We start from the raw sequence: 14,961 nt of genomic DNA on the forward strand, positions 1-14,961 counted from the left end.
CCTGCACACCCGCATCCCGCTCTTGCCCTCGTGTTCGCGGCCCACGGGACGGCATGATCTGCTGGGTGATCAAGGCGGACAAGGCACACACACTCATGTCCGGCCCGCCGCGTAAATGGGTGCAAGAGAAGGTCCTGTACGTCGCCCTGGGCCGCGCGGTGGAAGTGATGAGCGCCCAGTGCGCGCGCCGGCACCGGTCGTCGGCGAAGGGCAGCACCCGGTGGGGCATCGCTTCCAGCGGCGACCTGGGGATGCGGACCCATGCCGCTCGCCTTGATCATGATGGTGGCGCCGGTCACGTAGCCCTTGCCGGGCAGACTCAGGGCTGCCGCCAGGCATCGTCGCTGGGCAGACTCAGGGCCGCCGCCAGGCATCGTCGGGGAGATGACTGCCGGCCTGCGGTCCCATCCGCAGCATCCCCCCGTCCACCGCCCAGGAGGCACCCGTGACGTAGGACGCGTCCGGGCCGGCGAGGAAGGCGATCACTGCCGCGACCTCCCGGGCATCGCCCGGGCGCCCCAGCGGCACCCCGGGCCGTCGCTCGGTGGTGACGTCGGTGTCTTCCTGGCCGGTCATCGGCGTGGCGATCTCACCTGGAGCGACAGCGTTCACGGTGATCCCGTGTTCGGCCAGTTCCAGTGCCATGACCTGGGTGAGTAGCCCGAGCCCGCCCTTGGCCGCGCAGTACGGTGCCGCCCCCACACGTGGCTGATGCTCGTGAACGCTGGTGACGTTGATGATCCGACCGCCTTCGCCCTGGGCGATCATGTGGTGGGCGGCGCGCTGAGCGCACAGGAAGGGCCCCACCAGATCGACATCTACGACCTCGCGCACGGTGCCGAGATCCAGATCGAGGAACGGGGTCATGGTGCCGGTCCCCGAGTTGTTGACCAGCACGTCGAGCCTGCCCAGCCGCTCGGCCAGCCGATCTACGACCCCGGCTGCCTCCGGAAGCCGGGTGAGGTCCAACTGCTCGATCTCGGCGCGGCGCCCTGCCGCGCGTACCTCGTGGGCCGTCTGCTGTGCCCCTTCCTCGTCGCGGTGCCAGGTGACGCCGATGTCCATGCCGGCTTCGGCCAGCCGGACGGCTGTGGCACGGCCGATCCCGGAGTCGGATCCGGTGATCAGGGCCACGGGGACGGCACGTGGTCCCGGGGCGGGGTGCTGCGGTTCCATGGCGCCTCCGAGTGAGTGTTGGCCGGCTCACTCGACTGGACGAGCGAGCGTGGGCTGTGCCGGCACGGACGTGTCCCCGGCAGGGAGGTGGTAGACGCTGAAGGCCCGGCGGATGACCGGCTGCGCGACATTGCGTACACGCACGCCTCCGCCGGTCATCCCGTGTTCCGTGCCGGCGTGGGCGTGCCCGTGGACGACCAGGTCGGCGCCTGCGGTGTCCACCGCCTCCGCCAGCAGGTAGCTGCCGAGGAACGGATAGATCTCCGGGAGCTCGCCCGCCAGGGTGTCCGGAACCGGGGAAAAGTGCATGAGTGCAATCCGTACCGCGCACCCCTCTCGCGCCAGAGCTTCGAGACTGCCGCGCAGACCGTCCGCGCACCGGCGCGTGTACCGGACGAACTCCTTCATCAATGGTTCGCCGAACTCACTGCCGCACCGCCCCGCGAACCCGCCCCCGAACCCCTTGGTACCGGCGACGCCGACGAGGAGGCCGTCGACCTCGACGACCGTTCCCTCACCTTCCAGGACCCGCACGCCCGCCCCACGGAGAATGTCGGTGACCTCCTCCGGCTTCTCGTCGTGATGGTCGTGGTTGCCGAGGACAGCCACGACGGGTACGGCCAGACCGGTCAGTTCCTCGGCGACCACCCGTGCCTCCTCCGGTGTGCCGTGCCGGGTGAGGTCGCCGGCGAGGAGCAGCAGATCGGCGCAGCCGGACAGGGTGTCGAACGCGGGCCTGAGGAGCCCCTGGCTGTCCGGGCCCATGTGGATGTCACCGACGGCCGCGACGCGGATCATGTCAGGTCCTCCGAGTGGTCGGGCGGCGCGACCTCGGCGATCATGATGTCCGTGTGGATCGCGAGCCCCGCCAGTTCCCGACCCACCGCACGCAGCAGTTCCTCGCGGCAGTCGGCGGTGGGCACGGTTCCACGGACCGTCACGGCCGTTCCGTGCATCTCGATGCGCATGCCCAGCTCGCCCAGTTCTCCCGCGGCGAGGCTCGCCTCCAAGCCGGCGATCCGGTACTCGAGGTTCGCCGCCGACTCCGTTTCCTTGCCGTGGCCGTTCATGACCGTCTCCTCATGTCCCACTCGCCGGCGCGATCACCTGCAGGCGCTCCAGCAGGTAGAGGAACGCCTCCGGCATCGGCGCGTCCGCGCAGTCCTCGCGGACCCGCTCCCAGTCGACCTTCTCCCGCAGCGCCCGTGCGATGGGCAGCACGGCGCCGAAGTCGCAGTGGTGCTCGGAGAACGACGCCAGCAGGCTCCACAGCAGGTCGGTGGCGGCCAGCACGGGCATGTGCACCGAGTCCACAGGCAGCTCCACCGCTCGGTCCAGCATCTCGGACGTCACCGGTTCGTGGGCCAGCTCGAAGAGCAGATCGATGTCCTGGCCCAGGCACTTCGCCTTCCACAGCCAGTCCTCCGGCGGCTCGACGACGCTCAGACCCGCCTCGGTCAAGGTGGCCGCGACAGCATCCGCGTCCTCGCGTCTCACGCAGAAGTCGGCGTCGTTCTGGAGCCGGCCCGACCCGCCATGGGCGTGGACCGCAACGCTCCCCGCGAGGGCAAAGCGGTGGCCTTGTCGCTTCAGCAGGGAGCCGACCTGCTTGGCCGCCTCCAGAATCGCCTGATGGCGATCCTGCGCAGGGCCCTGACCCTCCGGCGCTCCAAGTGCTACCGGGTGGAGGGCGGCCTCGGCCGAGTACCCTGCCAGGGGCGCGCCGGATACGGTGCCACGCTCGCTCTCAGCGGTGTCGTTCGCCTTGGACATGCCTGCCACTCCATCTCCCTGGCCAGAACGCCACGGAAGCCGGCCTCGCGCGCCCCTTCGCTTCTCCGCTTGTCAGATGGTCGAACCGGGATTCTCGGGCCGGATACGTCCTCGCCAGGCACCCGTCTCTCCCCCGCGCTCTTCGACGTATTCCTTGAAGCGGTGCAGATCCCCCTTGACCCGACGGTCGATCATCCCCAACGCGTCGGCGCCCTTCTCGGCGACCCCGGTGGGCTCGACGTCCATCGTGAGCTCCACCCGAGTGTGGGTGTCGTCCAGCCGCTCGAACCTGACCGAGCCCCGCTGCCGGGTGTCACCGTCGACCACCCGCCAGGTGATCCGGTCGTCCGGCAACTGGTCGACGATCTCGGTGTCGAACTCCCGCCGCACCCCACCGATCTTCGTGGTCCAGTGATTGTGCCGGTCGTCAAGCTGCCGCACCTCCTCGACGCCCTCCATGAAGCGCGGGAACTCCTCGAACTGCGTCCACTGGTTGTAAGCCGTGTGGACGGGGACCTCGACGTCGACTGCTTCCTTCACCGTGCTCATCGATTCCTCCTCAGTGGTGATCGTCCGCGCGGAACCTGGCGGCCATCGCCCCTCCGCACGACTCCGGGTACCCCGGTACAGAGCCATGAAGACTCGCATAACAGGGCGTATCCCCCACCGGGGCGGGCATTCTGCGGCAATGGACCCTGGACGGGAGCCCAGGGTCCATTGGCGGGACCCCGCATAGGGGCGACACCGCTGCCCCGCCGTCGAATCACCTACCGACGCCGGGCCTCGCCGACCGCCGTGCGGCCCCGGCCACCGGCTCAGCGCGACGGCGCAACAACACGGCGCATCCGGGGGTGGGCTCGCCGGTCAGCGCTGGTACAGACCCCTGAGCCGTCGGCCGGCTCCCGTTTCATGACCGCCTCGTGTACTCGGTCGGCGCGGGGCGCGTCGGGGAGAACACACAGCCCTGACAGGGCGTACAGGCGGAAGAAGTGCCCCGCAGTATCCCGGCCCCGGCCGGGCATGGAGGAAGATGGGGCGGCCGTCTCTCGGCCTCAGGCGGCGCCGCGGTCGAGCAGTTCCCTGACGCCCTGAGCCGTCAGCGCTACTTCCTCGGGTGTGCCGGCGTCGATGACCAACGCCAGCTTCTCGGACGGCCAGCCGTGGGCGAGCACTCCGAGTGTCACCTGTCGATGCTGGGTGATCTCCGGGAGCGCCTGCTGCATGCGTGCCCGTGTGGTGAACACCGGCACCAGCTCGGTGCCGTCCTCCTGCTCGTAGACGGGCAGGGTCACCTCCCCGGAATCCTGCTCCGGGGCGACAACGCCGCCCGTGGGGACGAGGACCTCACTGCCGGCGAGGGTGTAGAGCTCGGCTTCATCGGCGTCGCCCGCGACCACGGCGCGCAGGGCCAGATGAACCGCGGAGGCGGCGCCATTGGGAGAGTAGTCGGTCACGGTCGGTCCAATCGGCGGGTCGAAGGTGCAGGGATCGCGTTGTCCTCACTCGTGGTCCGACGCCTCGAGTACCCCGGAGCCGCGCGGACCATGTGTCCCCTTTTGTGCGCGGTTCCGTGCCGCCCACGTCCCGTCGCAGCGACTGGCCGCGCCATTGCTGTGGAATCCAGGAAGACACCCTCGCCCGCCGACCCGGAACGGGCTGGACGCGGCCACGCTGGCGGCGCGGGCAGAGCCCACGCACCCGCGTACGCGACGATCGACGGCGACGTGTGGCAGATACGGAGCGGGGACAACTGGAACGTCCTGCGGGACGAGGACCGAACGACTCTCACCCTTTGAACACCGACCCTCGTGCACACCCGGGGCGCCCCGAGGGCGTGACGTCGAGACGATTCGCGGCCCCGTCCGGTGCTACGCGTACCCGGCGGCCTCCGACGCACGAGACGAACGCCACCCTGCCGGGGGTAGCCATGGCCAGTGCGGTCAAGGGCATGCTCGACACCTGTCCCGGCGTCCTGAGCGGTGTGGACCGTGGCGAGCTCGCTCGTCTCCCTGGGCTGACGGCCAGGCCGTCAGGCCGGCGCCGCGCACAGAGCGGCGAGGCACCGGCGAGGTTCTTCGAAGGGGGGCCCGGTCCCACCGCTGCCCCCTGGCCGGGCGCGGACGCCGCAGAGGACCCCTGAGCCGTGCGCGGCGGAACAGGCTGGTCCTGGTGCGGACTGGTACCCAGCCACCGACGGGCGGAGCTCGGGTGAGCCGCCGTCAGGCGTACGGCGACGCGGCCGCCGGCGGGTGGTTGTTTTCCGGAGAGCGTCCGCGACAGCTGCTTGCCATGAACCGCGAGAGCGACCTTCCGGGTGCGACGTTTCCCTCGTACGTGCACGGTTACCCATGGAATGTCCCGCCGCACGGCGACACATGCGATCGGCCTGGACAGGGGGCGTCGAGGACAGTCGCACAGCACGAGGACCGGAAACGGAGTTTTCATGGCCAGCACGAAAGTGTCCGACTACATCCTCCAGCGGCTGCGCGACTGGGACGTGGATCACGTCTTCGCCTACGCCGGGGACGGCATCAACGGCCTGCTGGCGGCCTGGGGGCGAGCCGAGAACAAGCCGAAGTTCGTCCAGGCGCGGCACGAGGAGATGTCTGCCTTCCAGGCGGTGGGGTACGCCAAGTTCTCCGGCAAGGTGGGGGTGTGCGCGGCCACGTCCGGGCCGGGAGCGATCCACCTGCTGAACGGGCTCTACGACGCCAAGCTGGACCACGTGCCCGTCGTGGCGCTGGTCGGGCAGACCAACCGCAGCGCGATGGGCGGCTCGTACCAGCAGGAAGTGGATCTGCACAGTCTGTACAAGGACGTCGCCTCGGAGTTCTGCGAGACGGCGACGGTGCCGGAGCAGTTGCCGAACCTCATCGACCGGGCGATGCGCACCGCGTACGCCAAGCAGACCGTCACCGCGATCATCCTGCCCGCCGACGTGCAGGAGCTGGACTACAGTCCGCCGACCCACGCCTTCAAGATGGTGCCCTCCAGTCTGGGCCTGGGACGTTACGCGCCGGTGCCGGCCGACGAGGACATCGAGCGTGCCGCCGAAGTGCTGAACGCCGGCGAGAAGGTCGCCGTGCTGATCGGGCAGGGTGCGCGCGGGGCACGCGCCGAGGTGGAGCAGCTGGCGGACGTGCTCGGGGCCGGGGTGGCCAAGGCCCTGCTCGGCAAGGACGTCCTGCCGGACGACCTGCCCTATGTGACCGGCTCCATCGGGCTGCTGGGGACCCGCCCGTCCTATGAGCTGATGCAGGAGTGCGACACCCTGCTGATGATCGGTTCCAGCTTCCCGTACACGCAGTTCATGCCGGGACTGGACCAGGCGCGGGCGGTGCAGATCGACATCGACCCGCACATGATCGGCCTGCGGTATCCCTTCGAGGTGAATCTGGTGGGCGACGCGCGGGAAACGCTGCAGCGTCTGCTGCCGCGCCTGCACCGCAAGGAGAAGCGTGCCTGGCGGGAGAAGGTCGAGAAGAACGTCTCCCGGTGGTGGGAGGTCATGCAGCGCCGGGCGGCCGTCGACGCCGATCCGATCAATCCCGAATACGTGGTGCACGCCCTGGACGGCAAGCTGCCCGAGGATGTCATCCTCGCCGCGGACTCGGGCTCCGCCGCCAACTGGTATGCCCGTCATCTGCGGCTGCGGGGCAGGATGCGCGGCTCGCTGTCCGGGACGCTGGCGACGATGGGGCCCGGTGTGCCGTACGCGATCGGCGCGAAGTTCGCCCATCCCGACCGTCCGGCCATCGCGCTGGTCGGTGACGGGGCCATGCAGATGAACGGCATGATGGAGATGGTCACCGCCGCGAAGTACTACCACGAGTGGTCCGATCCGCGGCTGATCGTTGCCGTGCTGAACAACGGCGACCTCAACCAGGTCACCTGGGAGATGCGGGCCCTGTCCGGTGCCCCGCAGTTCGAGGAGTCGCAGCACATCCCGGATCTGCCCTATGCCGAGATCGCCCAGCGCATCGGCCTGGACGGCGTGCGGGTGGAGAAGCCGGCGGACGTCGAGGCCGCCTGGGACCGGGCCCTCGCCGCGGACCGGCCCTTCGTCATCGACTTCCGCACCGATCCGGCCGTCCCGCCGATCCCGCCGCACGCGTCCCTGGACCAGATCGAGGCCGCGGCCTCCGCGATCCTGCACGGCGACAGCGACCGCGGTTCCATGGTCAGGCAGGGACTGAAGGCCAAGGTGCAGGAGATGCTGCCGGGCCGTCGGCATCGCGAGGACCGTCCTGGAGCCGGGTCCCACGACAGCGCCGAAGAGAACAAGTGACCCGTCCGGCATCACAGGCTCAGGTGCTTCACAACGGCCCTGCCGTGGAGCACCTGTCCGTCTCTGTGTACCGCGTCCCCACGGATCTGCCGGGCGGGATGCCACGCTCACCTGGAACTCCACGACCCTCGCCCTTGGTCGAGGTCGCCGCGGCGGAAGAGAGCGGAAGAGAAGGGCATCGGCTGGACGTACGGGTCGGCCGCCACAGCCTCGGTCGTCGAGCACGAACTCGCGGACCTCGTCGTCGGGCAGGACTTCGGAGTCCCCGCCGCCAACGACCGCATGAGCCGGGCCGTGCGCAAACACCGGCAGACCCGGCCCGTACTGCCTACGCCGTCCTGAACGGGCTGACCAGCACCGCCGGCGGCATGGTCGCCGCTGCCACCACCTCGCTGCCCGAACGCGCGGACACCGACCGCGACTACGACTACCGCTACGCCTGGGTCCGCGACCAGTGCTACGCCGGCATCGCCGCCGCCGCGCACGACCCCCACTCCCTGCTGGACCGCGCGGTGCGCTGCGTCCTCCCTGCTGGACCGCGCGGTGCGCTTCGTCGCCGAGCGCGTCCTGGAAGACGACGTCGATCTGCGCCCCGCGTACACCGTGAACGGGGAACCCGTCACTGCTTCAACGGCTGCCTCCGCCGTCCACGGGACGACGACCCCGATCGGCACCTGCCGGTAGTTCGAGCCGTCCGTCGAGTACGCCGCACGCCTACCCGGGTCGAACCGGACCTCCCCGTCGACCCGAGCACACAGCTCCCGTTCAAGGGCGTCGATGTCGACATCGTTCGAAGTCGACGGGCGGCGGACGACGGGCAGGGGCAGATCGACCGGGTCCATGAACAACCTTCTGCTGTGGAGTCACTGATGCGCGTCGGCGTCCGCGCCCGCTCAGCGCCTTGCCGCGTCAGTCCTTGCTACGTCAGTCCTTGCCACGTCCTGTCAGGGCGTCCCTGAGGCGGTCCACCATGCCCGCGCCGGGGGCCAGCAGCTTGTTGGCGGGCGGGGTGTCCGGAGCCGACGGATGCGGGCGGGTCGGAGCGGTCTTCTTGGCCCGGCGGACCTCGTCGCCCAGCTTCATCAGCAGGTCCTCGGAGGCCGCAGACCGCAGCCTGGGGAAGAGGTTCTCCTCCTCGTCACGGAGGTGCGAGCGGATCTCGGTCATCAACTTGCCGATGAGCCGGTCGAACCCCGGCTCGTCGGCATCGACGCCCTCAAGTTCCTTCATGGTCCGCTCGGCCTCGGAGTGGTCCTCGATCTCCTTGTCGGCGACCGTGTCACCGTCCGGCAGGACCTGGCGCACGGCGGGATAGAGGTACATCTCCTCGGCGACCGAGTGCCGCACCAGCTCGATCACTGCCTGTTCGGCATACACCTTGCGTTGCTTGTCCCCCGCGGGCAGCGCATCGATCCGCCCGAACAGTTCCTCGACCTCACGGTGATCGGTGGTCAGTTCCGCGATGACATCTCCACCGTGGCCCATGGTGTTTCCTCTCTCCTGCGGCGACCGGGATGCTCCGACCGTGTATCCCTGGCCCCACCCGCGCAAACCGGGCAGAGCATTCGGTACACACGCAAAGCCGTGCGGCCTCCTCCGCCGCGCGGCCGCATGCGCATGCGCATGCGCATCCGCATCCCGGACGGTGAGCGCTACGCCTGCCCCCTCGCCCGCTGCCCCCGCCTGCCGACTGAAGGTCAGCCGACGGTCAGGACCTGCGGTATCGGCGTAGTACGGCGTAACCTGCCCCGGCGAGTCCTGCGGCGGCGACGGCCTGTCCCACGTGGTGACGGCTGGCCCACAGCTGTGGGCTGGAGGCTTGCGCCTGGTCGTCGAAGACGCCATGCGTGCCGTAGTCCTCCTTCTCGTCCGCCGGCTCGAAGAGGTTGCCGTGCCCGGTGGTCGGCGGAAAGGCGTCGGTCTGCTGCGCCTCGAATCCGCTGCGCGCCAGGTATCGGTCCAGCAGTCCCGGTACGACGGCGTTCGCCAGCAACGTCGCCACCGTCGAGGCACCGACCCAGTACTCGCGCCGCTGCGGATGGTCGGCGGCGCGCAGCACAGCGCGGGCAGCGACCTCCGGCTGGTAGATCGGAGGCACCGGCTGAGCGTGCCGGGGCAGATGCGTGCGCAGCCAGGTGAACTGGGGGGTGTTGACGGCCGGCATCTGGACCATCGTGACCCGGACCCCGGACTTGTCGTGCAGCAGCTCGCAGCGAACCGATTCGGTGAAGCCCTGGATCGCGTGCTTGGCGCCGCTGTACGCGCTCTGCAGCGGGGCACCTCGGTAGGCGAGGGCAGATCCGACTTGCACGATCGTGCCCCGGTCCCGGGGCAGCATGCGGGCGAGGGCGGCACGGGTGCCGTTCACATGGCCCAGATAGGTCGACCTCGTCGTCTGGAGGAACTCCTCCGGCGACACGTCCATGAAGGTGCCGAAGGCGGCGGTGAAGGCGTTGTTCACCCAGACGTCGATGGGACCAAGCTCCTCCTCGACGCGGCGGGCCGCCTCCTCGACCTGGTCCGGTTCGGCCATGTCGGTCACGATGGGCAACGCCTGCCCACCCGCGTCCTGTACCTCGGCCGCAGCCGCGTCGAGCCCCGCCCTTCCACGAGCGAGCAGTGCCACCCGGGCTCCGCGGGCGCCGAACATCATGGCTGTCGCCCGTCCGATGCCAGCGCTGGCCCCGGTCACCACGACCGTCTGTCGTTTCGTCCCACTCATAGGTCCTCCCGGCTCATGACGAGTCCCTTTCAGGTATCGCGTTGTCCGTGCTGGAAAACGAAATCCCAGATAACCGGCTCGAGCACTCCGGGGCCGATGAGGGAGAGTTGCAGGCAGTCGGCCGCACACCACCGCCGCCGTTTGGAGCGGACGCCACGCGGGAGCATCTCCCCCGGAGACGAAGAAGCGCACTGAGAGCAGGCCCAGATTGGACAAGGACCAGCCATGGGACGGCCGTCGACCGGCGGCCAGCCCTGGGACACCGAGACCTATCTCGGCTTCGCGCCCACCCAGCTGGAAGCCGTACGGGAGCGCTTCGGCTTCGGTCTCCACCTGCTCCACGACGTGCACCACGATCCAGATGGTCCAGTGGCTGTGCCGGTCGTCGAGCTGCGTGCTCTCCTCGACGCCTTCCATGAACTGTGGGAACTCCTCGAACCGAGTCCACTGGTCGTAGGCCGTGCGGAACGGAACCTCCACGCCGGCTGCCGGCTGCGGCTTGTGCGAGGCACCGAGTTGTCCGGGAGCGCCGTACGAAGACTCCGGCCCGGCCGTCAAGAGGCGTCGGTCGGCTTTCGCGGGGAACTCGGGCGGTCGTCGGCACCCAGGACTCCGGCGCCGACCAGGGCGGACACGTGGCACACCCAGTGGGTCGTCGTCAGGTCTTGCCCGGGCCGCCGCCGCCGAACGAGCCGCTGGAGCCGCGATTCCAGCGTCGGCGTTTCTGATTCTCGCTGCGTTTGCTGCCGGATGACCGAAGGTCGTGCGGCGTGAGCCGTTCGCTCTCGTCCGCCGCGCGGGGGACCTCGTTCGGTTCCCGCATCTCCCGGGTCTCGTGGACCGGTCCTGATTCGGGGAGCGTGGGCTGTTCGTGTCGTCTCGGCGGCCCTGGTTCGCGGCTCCGCACCTTGGTACCGAGCCGTACGGCCCACACCAGGGCACCGGCGATGAGAAGACCGCCAATGAGGAGGGCGATCACTCCGGCCGGATTCGTCGCGGCTGCCTGATATGCGATGGCCTTCATCTTGGCCGAGTACCCAGGTCCGGGCAGCGGATACCGCCTGCCCGGGAGGCGTCACACGTTCGGCTGTGCGCGGCCGGGGCGAGCTCCTCCGAGGACGGACAGCGGGCGTGGCGCAAGCGGTTTTCCGGTGGCTCGCCGATAGCGTCGCCGACGCCGGTGTCCGGCCCGGTTTCCTACCGTGCTGCCAGGGCACTCGCATGCCGCTTCCCCGTGCGGCATGGCTCTCGGGGCGCCTCCTGGGCCGGAGGTACCCCCGCTGAGGAGGACGATGACCGAGCTCTCTGAACGTGCCGACAAAGCCGAGTCTCCGTCGGCCTCCAGACAGTCGCTGGGTCATACTCTGCTGCGCTGGGCCACGACGACGGACCACAAGGAGATCGGCCGTCTCTACATGGTCACGGCGTTCTGCTTCTTCCTGTTCGCCGGTCTGCTGGCGCTGGCAATGCGGGCCGAACTCGCCCGCCCCGGACTGCAGTTCGTGAACGAGCACACCTACAACCAGCTCTTCACGATCCACGGCACGATCATGATGCTGCTGTTCGCCACCCCGATGTTCGCGGGCTTCGCGAACGCGGTGATGCCCATGCAGATCGGTGCCCCGGACGTCGCCTTCCCGCGTCTGAACGCCTTGTCCTACTGGATGTATCTGTTCGGCGGGCTGATGGTCGTGGCCGGTTTCCTCGTACCGGACGGCGCCGCCGCGTTCGGCTGGTTCGCGTACGCGCCGTTGAACAGCTCCTACCACTCCCCGGGTGCCGGCGGGGACCTGTGGGCGATGGGGCTGGTCGTCACGGGAGTGTCGACGACACTCGGCGCGGTCAACTTCATCACGACGATTCTGTGTCTGCGCGCGCCCGGGATGACGATGTTCCGGATGCCGATCTTCACGTGGAACATCCTGTTCACCTCGATCCTGGTGCTGCCGGCGTTCCCGGTCCTGACCGCCGCGCTGCTCGCCCTGGAAGCGGACCGCAAGTTCGGCGGGCACATCTTCGACCCGGCGAACGGGGGCGCCCTGCTCTGGCAGCACCTCTTCTGGTTCTTCGGTCACCCGGAGGTCTACATCGTCGCGCTGCCGTTCTTCGGGATCATCTCGGAGATCCTGCCGGTGTTCTCGCGCAAGCCGCTGTTCGGGTACCTGCCGCTCATCGGGGCGACGATCGCGATCACCATGCTGTCGGCGGTCGTGTGGGCGCACCACATGTTCGTCACCGGTGCGGTGCTGCTGCCGTTCTTCTCCCTGATGTCGTTCCTGATCGCGGTGCCCACCGGGATCAAGTTCTTCGCGTGGATCGGCACCATGCTCAAGGGGTCGATCTCGTTCGAGACGCCCATGCTGTGGGCGCTCGGCTTCCTGGTGTCGTTCCTGCTCGGCGGTCTGAGCGGGGTGCTCATCGCCTCCCCGCCCCTCGACTTCCACCTCACCGACTCGTACTTCATCGTGGCCCACCTGCACTACGTGCTGTTCGGCACCGTCGTCTTCGCGATGTTCGCCGGGTTCTACTTCTGGTGGCCCAAGTTCACCGGGAAGATGCTCGACGAACGGCTCGGCAAGGTGCATTTCTGGCTGCTGTTCCCCGCCTTCCATCTGACCTTCCTGGTGCAGCACTGGCTTGGCGAGGAGGGGATGCCGCGCAGGTACGCCGACTATCTGGCCGCCGACGGCTTCACGCTCCTCAACGCCCTCTCGTCCGTGGGCGCGTTCCTGCTCGGTATCTCCACCCTGCCGTTCCTTTTCAACGTCTGGCGCACCGCCCGGTACGGAAAGCGCGTGGACGAGGACGATCCCTGGGGCTACGGGCGTGGGCTGGAGTGGGCGACGTCCTGTCCGCCGCCCCGCCACAACTTCGTGGCCCTTCCCCGGGTGCGCTCGGAGTCACCCGCGTTCGACCTGCACCATCCCGGCATCGTCCAGCAGGCGAAGAAGGAGGGACTGCGATGAAGGTCGAGGCATTCCTCTTCGGTGGCGTGGCCGCGTTCTTCGCGGCCGCCGCCGCGCTGTACGGCTGGTGGTCACGCGACCCGGCCGGAACGGCTGCCCTGGTGGTCGCCTTCCTGATGGGTGCCCTGGTGAGCTTCTTCTGCGCCATGCAGTACCGGCGCAAGGGCCGACGCCCACAGGACCGTACGGACGCGGAAGTCGCCGACTCCAGCGGGCCGTTGGAGTTCTTCCCGCCGCGGAGCCCCTGGCCCCTGATCACCGCTCTCGGCTTCGCGATCGCGTCCACCGGCGTGGTCTACGGACTGTGGCTGTTCCTCATCGGTTTCGGGGTGCTCGCTCGGGGGGTTCTGGGGATGGTGTTCCAGTACGCCCGTCGGCAGGGCTGACCGGGATCCTGGGGGCCCCAGGCCTGAACCGGTCGACAGGCCGGTGGCTGCTCTCGTACCCGCCTTCCAAGGTCTGCCGCACCTCTCCCGTCTCCTCCCCGTCCTCAAGACGCACACGTTCGGCATCCAGGAGGGCGTGGCAAAGCCGACGGGTGACAAAGAAGGCGAGGACGGGCCCCGCCACGAGGGCGACGCGCAGCACCCAGGTGAGGGTGTTGAGGGAGATCCGGAAGGTCTGCGCCACGATGTCGTTGCCACCGGCCAGCAGCAGGACGCCGAAGAAGGTGACTCCGGTAGCACCCAGACCGGTACGCACGGGGCGCTCCCGCGGCCGATCGCACAAGTGCTGCTCGTGGCGCCACTCCCCGGTCAGCCGCTGCTCGACAAAGGGGTACAGATACAGAACGAGGAACAGTAGCGCGGGCAGGACGACCGCCGGGAGCAGCACGTTCCACATGAGCGTGTGACCGGCAAGGGTCGTCTCCCACGGTGGTACGAGCCGCAGCGCCCCCTCCAGGAAACCGACGTACCAGTCCGGCTGGGAACCAGTGGACACCTGGTCCGGCCGGTAGGGCCCGTACACCCACACCGGGTTGATCTGGGCGAGACCGCCGAGCAGCGCCAGAACGCCGAAGACCATGAAGAACAGCCCCCCGGAAGAGGCCACGAACTGCGGGAACAACGGCTTGCCGACGGCGTTTTGCCGCGACCTCCCGGGACCGCGCCACTGGGTGTGCTTCAGGTAGAACACCAGGATCAGATGCACGGTGACCAGGGCGATCAGCGCCCCGGGCAGCAGCAGGATGTGCATGCTGTAGAGCCGCGTGACGATGTCCTCGCCAGGGAACTGGGCACCGAACGCGAACATGCTCACATAGGTGCCCACGACCGGGATCGACAGCATGATGCCCTGCGCGATACGCAGCCCCGTGCCGGACAGCAGGTCGTCGGGGAGCGAGTAGCCCGCGAAGCCCTCGGCGAGAGCGAGCGTGAACAGTGTGACGCCGATGACCCAGTTCACTTCTCGGGGCCTGCGGAAGGCTCCGGTGAAGAAGATCCGCAGCAGATGCACGCCGATCGCGGCGGCGAAGACGAGCGCCGCCCAGTGGTGGGTCTGCCGCACGAGGAGTCCGCCGCGTACGTCGAAGCTGATGTGCAGGGTGGAATCGAACGCCGCCGACATCCGCACACCGCGCAGCGGCTCGTACTGCCCTTGGTACACCACCTCGCTCATCTCCGGCTTGAAGAACAGCGTCAGCCAGACCCCGGTGACCAGCAGGACAACCAGGCTGTAGAGCGCGATCTCGCCCAGGAGGAAGGACCAGTGGTCGGGAAACGCCTTGCGCAGCATCCGCCCGCCGCCGTCGAGCACGGGCAGCCGCCCGTCCGCGGCGTCCGCGAGGCGTTCCCCGGGCCGGTGGGGCCGGCCGTCCGCCGTCGGTGAGGGCGGTGCGGACCGCCGGCGCGCCGCCCTCACGCGTCCTCCGGGCCAGGCCCGCCGTGACGTTTGCAGTCCACCAAACCCCTCCTCATGCCGGGCGTGGCCCGGCCCCCGTGAGCCGCCCTGTTCTCTGTCCCGAGCTATCCACGAGCGAAACAGCCGGCGAGTACCCAGAGACGGCCGAACACTCCTCCTTGGGCGCACAGCAC

The 14,961-nt window shown here is 69.0% G+C and carries 13 protein-coding genes and 2 pseudogenes; 4 read left to right on the forward strand and 11 right to left on the reverse strand.

All coding sequences use genetic code 11. The features are described 5' to 3' along the window. Window positions 1–354: 354 nt before the first annotated feature. The 6 genes from ACZ5VQ_RS01820 to ACZ5VQ_RS01845 form a co-directional block, all read right to left on the reverse strand. The gene (locus ACZ5VQ_RS01820; protein WP_469103187.1) at window positions 355–1,176 is read right to left on the reverse strand and encodes an SDR family oxidoreductase; all 822 of its coding nucleotides are present in this window, start codon (window positions 1,174–1,176) and stop codon (window positions 355–357) included. Between the two features lie 27 nt (window positions 1,177–1,203). Then, window positions 1,204–1,974 carry a metallophosphoesterase family protein gene (locus ACZ5VQ_RS01825; RefSeq protein ID WP_469103188.1) on the reverse strand — a complete coding sequence of 257 codons (771 nt, stop codon included), beginning with the start codon at window positions 1,972–1,974 and terminating at the stop codon, window positions 1,204–1,206. Beyond that, window positions 1,971–2,246, reverse strand: a complete 276-nt coding sequence (locus ACZ5VQ_RS01830) for a hypothetical protein (RefSeq protein WP_469103189.1) — start codon at window positions 2,244–2,246, stop codon at window positions 1,971–1,973. The genes ACZ5VQ_RS01825 and ACZ5VQ_RS01830 overlap by 4 nt, the downstream gene beginning before the upstream one ends. Before the next feature lie 10 nt (window positions 2,247–2,256). Further along, on the reverse strand, window positions 2,257–2,949 hold the full coding sequence (locus tag ACZ5VQ_RS01835) for a nucleotidyltransferase family protein (RefSeq protein WP_469103190.1): 693 nt from the start codon (window positions 2,947–2,949) through the stop codon (window positions 2,257–2,259). A 72-nt stretch (window positions 2,950–3,021) separates the two neighbouring features. After that, entirely contained in the window at window positions 3,022–3,498 is a 477-nt protein-coding gene (locus ACZ5VQ_RS01840) for an SRPBCC family protein (protein WP_469103191.1), read from the reverse strand. A gap of 503 nt (window positions 3,499–4,001) precedes the next feature. After that, on the reverse strand, window positions 4,002–4,403 hold the full coding sequence (locus ACZ5VQ_RS01845) for an SseB family protein (protein WP_469103192.1): 402 nt from the start codon (window positions 4,401–4,403) through the stop codon (window positions 4,002–4,004). 989 nt (window positions 4,404–5,392) lie between these two features. Here ACZ5VQ_RS01845 and ACZ5VQ_RS01850 point away from each other — a divergent pair. Continuing rightward, window positions 5,393–7,237 carry a thiamine pyrophosphate-requiring protein gene (locus ACZ5VQ_RS01850; RefSeq protein ID WP_469103193.1) on the forward strand — a complete coding sequence of 615 codons (1,845 nt, stop codon included), beginning with the start codon at window positions 5,393–5,395 and terminating at the stop codon, window positions 7,235–7,237. A gap of 317 nt (window positions 7,238–7,554) precedes the next feature. After that, window positions 7,555–7,858, forward strand: a pseudogene (locus tag ACZ5VQ_RS01855) (glycoside hydrolase family 15 protein); the annotation flags it as partial. 303 nt (window positions 7,859–8,161) lie between these two features. Here the strand turns inward: ACZ5VQ_RS01855 and ACZ5VQ_RS01860 are convergent. The 4 genes and pseudogenes from ACZ5VQ_RS01860 to ACZ5VQ_RS01875 form a co-directional block, all read right to left on the reverse strand. Further along, complete coding sequence (locus ACZ5VQ_RS01860) at window positions 8,162–8,722, reverse strand: hemerythrin domain-containing protein (protein WP_469103194.1); 561 nt, start codon at window positions 8,720–8,722, stop codon at window positions 8,162–8,164. Between the two features lie 223 nt (window positions 8,723–8,945). After that, window positions 8,946–9,959 (reverse strand): SDR family oxidoreductase, encoded by a 1,014-nt coding sequence (locus tag ACZ5VQ_RS01865; protein ID WP_469103560.1) that lies wholly within the window; start codon window positions 9,957–9,959, stop codon window positions 8,946–8,948. A 372-nt stretch (window positions 9,960–10,331) separates the two neighbouring features. Beyond that, a pseudogene (locus ACZ5VQ_RS01870) lies at window positions 10,332–10,601 on the reverse strand (SRPBCC family protein); the annotation flags it as partial. A gap of 16 nt (window positions 10,602–10,617) precedes the next feature. Then, entirely contained in the window at window positions 10,618–10,983 is a 366-nt protein-coding gene (locus ACZ5VQ_RS01875) for a DUF6479 family protein (RefSeq protein ID WP_469103195.1), read from the reverse strand. A gap of 268 nt (window positions 10,984–11,251) precedes the next feature. Here ACZ5VQ_RS01875 and ctaD point away from each other — a divergent pair, with 268 nt between their 5' ends. Continuing rightward, window positions 11,252–12,925: an aa3-type cytochrome oxidase subunit I gene (gene ctaD / locus ACZ5VQ_RS01880; protein WP_469103196.1), complete on the forward strand. Its 1,674-nt coding sequence runs from the start codon at window positions 11,252–11,254 to the stop codon at window positions 12,923–12,925. Continuing rightward, entirely contained in the window at window positions 12,922–13,311 is a 390-nt protein-coding gene (gene ctaF / locus ACZ5VQ_RS01885) for an aa3-type cytochrome oxidase subunit IV (RefSeq protein ID WP_469103197.1), read from the forward strand. Before ctaD ends, ctaF begins: the two co-directional genes overlap by 4 nt. Here ctaF and qcrB read toward each other — a convergent pair. Further along, window positions 13,241–14,788 (reverse strand): cytochrome bc1 complex cytochrome b subunit, encoded by a 1,548-nt coding sequence (qcrB, locus tag ACZ5VQ_RS01890; RefSeq protein ID WP_469103198.1) that lies wholly within the window; start codon window positions 14,786–14,788, stop codon window positions 13,241–13,243. The two genes, ctaF and qcrB, sit on opposite strands and share 71 nt — an antisense overlap. Window positions 14,789–14,961 lie beyond the last annotated feature (173 nt).

Source organism: Streptomyces sp. NPDC033178, assembly GCF_055577685.1.